This window comes from Inquilinus limosus MP06, from assembly GCF_000767795.1.
GTDB classification, from domain to species: domain Bacteria; phylum Pseudomonadota; class Alphaproteobacteria; order DSM-16000; family Inquilinaceae; genus Inquilinus; species Inquilinus limosus_E.
Genome location: NZ_JANX01000700.1, coordinates 1 through 2802 on the forward strand (window position 1 = coordinate 1; position 2802 = coordinate 2802).

3 protein-coding genes are annotated in these 2802 nt (G+C 68.7%); all 3 read right to left on the bottom strand.

Features of this window, described 5'->3' with window-relative positions; all coding sequences use genetic code 11:
* Positions 1-257: AAA family ATPase (locus tag P409_RS31055; RefSeq protein WP_152613644.1), on the bottom strand; the 257-nt coding region annotated here is incomplete at its 3' end.
* Between the two features lie 78 nt (positions 258-335).
* Positions 336-1469: a DNA polymerase III subunit beta gene (gene dnaN, locus P409_RS31060; RefSeq protein WP_034847573.1), complete on the bottom strand. Its 1134-nt coding sequence runs from the start codon at positions 1467-1469 to the stop codon at positions 336-338.
* Between the two features lie 268 nt (positions 1470-1737).
* The coding region (gene dnaA / locus P409_RS31065; RefSeq protein ID WP_052121604.1) for a chromosomal replication initiator protein DnaA at positions 1738-2802 on the bottom strand (1065 nt) is incomplete at its 5' end.

The window sequence follows — 2802 nt, forward strand, 5'->3', positions numbered from 1 at the left end:
GCCGCCTGGCGGCGCGTCACCTCCGGCAGCGGGGCGCGGCGCAGGCCGCGGCCGGGCGACAGGAACGACACCGCCTCCAGCAGGTTGGTCTTGCCGGCGCCGTTCGGCCCGGTCAGCACCACCGGGCGCGGGTCGAGGTCGATCCGCAGCTGGCCGTAGCAGCGGAACTCGGTCAGCACCAGGCGCGTCACCGCGATCCGGGCCCCCGCTCCGAAGGGAGAGGGGCGCCCGGACGAGGCGGCCGCCTGCTCCGGCATGGGGTCCTGGGACATATGGCTCAAGGCATCCGAAGCGGATGCTTCGCCTCACATGGCCGCTGCGCTTGGTTCAAGCCGTCACACCCGCATCGGCATCAGCACGTACAGCGCGCTGGAATCGGCGGTGTCGCGGACGATGGTCGGCGACCCGGCATCGGCCATGGCGAAGCGGGCGCCGTCGCCCTCGATCTGCTGGGTGATGTCCAGGAGATAGCGGCTGTTGAAGCCGATTTCGATCTTCGCCGCCTCGTAGTTGACCTCGATCTCCTCGGTCGCGCTGCCCTGCTCGGCCGAGTTGGCGGAGAGGGTGAGCGAGCCGTTCTCGATCGTCAGCTTCACCGCCCGGCTCTTCTCGGTCGAGATGGTGGAGACGCGGTCGACCGCCTTGGCGAACTCCTTGGCGTCGACCTCGAGGATCTTGTCGTTGCCGCTCGGGATCACCCGCTCATATTCCGGGAAGGTGCCGTCGATCAGCTTCGAGGTCAGCACTACGCCGTCGCCCGCTGCGCCCGGCAGGGTAAAGCGGGTCTTGGTCTCGGACAGCTGCACCTCGACCGTCTCGCCGCTCTCGTCCAGGAGCTTGCGCAGCTCCATCACGGTCTTGCGCGGCACGATCACGCCGGGGATGGCGTCGGCGCCGTCCGGCAGCGGCATCTCCACCCGCGCCAGGCGGTGGCCGTCGGTGGCCACGGCGCGCAGCACCGGCACCGTGTCCGCCGTGGCGGCGTGCAGGTAGATGCCGTTCAGGTAATAGCGCGTCTCCTCGGTCGAGATCGCGAACTTGGTCCGGTCGATCATCACCCGCAGGTCGCCGGCGGCGATGGTGAAGCGGTGGCTCAGGTCGCCGCCCGCCATGCTCGGGAAATCCTCGACCGGCAGGCAGCCGAGCCGGAAGTTCGACCGGCCGGCGCGCAGGGTCAGCGACCCGCCGTCGGGGTTGGTCTCGATCTCGACCTGGCTGCCGTCGGGCAGCTTGCGGACGATGTCGTAGAGGGTGTGGGCGGGGGCGGTGGTGCCACCCGCGGCCTGGATCTCCGCCGGCACGGATTCGACGATCTCGAGATCCATGTCGGTGGCCGTCAGGCGCAGCGCGCCGCCATCGGCGCGCAACAGGATATTGGACAGGATCGGGATGGTGTTGCGCCGTTCGACGACGCTCTGCACATGGCTCAGGCCCTTGAGAAGGGCGGCACGTTCGATGATCAGCTTCATCCCGATTCCACTTCGACGATGCCGGCCGCCGGACTGGGTCATCGGGACGGGCAGGGGCCCGGCCGACGCGGCGGGGGCGCACTATAGCCGAAAGCCGGCGGCGGTGGCGAGTGTCGCGCGCGCCGTCCACCGCGGTTTTCGCCGCGGTTTTCCAGGTCCCGGCGAGGGGGTGGGGCGGGCGCGGCGATCCCGGGCAGCGGCCCAGCCTGTCCCGGATCGCGCCGCCACCTTCACAACGGCTTCTAACGTATTGACGGAATTGAGTTCGTCAGACCTGCAACATGCGGCGCAGCAGCTCGACATCCTCGGCGAAGGAACGGTCCTCGCTGCACAGCTCCTCGACCTTGCGCACGGCGTGCATCACCGTGGTGTGGTCCCGCCCGCCGAATTTGCGGCCGATCTCCGGCAGCGAGCGTGGGGTCAGCTGCTTCGACAGGTACATCGCCACCTGGCGCGGCCGGGCCACGGTGCGGGCGCGGCGGGCCGAATGCATGTCGGCGACCTTGATGTTGTAGTGCTCGGCCACCCGCTTCTGGATCTCGTCGATCGTGACCCGGCGGTCGGAGGCGCGCAGCAGGTCGTGCAGCAGCTCCTGGGTCGATTCGAGGGTGATCGGCCGGTGCACCAGCTCGGCATGGGCGGTGATGCGGTTCAGCGCCCCCTCCAGCTCGCGCACGTTGGAGGTGATCTTGTGGGCCAGGAACTCCATCACCTTGGCCGGGATCTCGACCCGCGCCGTCTCCGCCTTGGCCTGCAGGATGCCCAGGCGCAGCTCGTAGGTGGTGGGGTGGATGTCGGCGACCAGGCCCCAGCCGAGGCGGGAGCGCAGCCGCTCCTCCATCCCCTCGAGGTCGGAGGGCGACTTGTCGGCCGAGATCACCACCTGGCGGTTCTGGTCCACCAGCGCGTTGAAGGTGTGGAAGAACTCCTCCTGGGTGGAGTCCTTGCCGGAGATGAACTGCACGTCGTCGATCATCAGCACGTCGACCGACCGGAACATCTCCTTGAACGTCATCGTGTCCCTGAACCGCAGGGCACGGATGAACTGGTACATGAACTTCTCAGCGGACATGTAGAGCACGCGCCGCTCCGGATGCTTTTGCCGGATGTGCCAGGCGATGGCGTGCATCAGGTGGGTCTTGCCGAGGCCGACCCCGCCATAGAGGAACAGCGGGTTGAAGGTGACGCTGTTGGCCTCCGCCACCCGGCGGGCGGCGGCATGGGCCAGCTCGTTCGGCTTGCCGACGACGAAATTGTCGAAGGTGAAGCGCTGGTCCAGCACGGCACCGAACTCGGCGGCCGACTCGGGCGAACGGTCGTGCCCCGGAGCCGG

Coding starts and splice junctions, on each gene's coding strand:
- dnaN (WP_034847573.1), bottom strand. CDS start 1,469: ATGAAGCTGATCATCGAACGTGCCGCCCTTCTCAAGGGCCTGAGCCAT.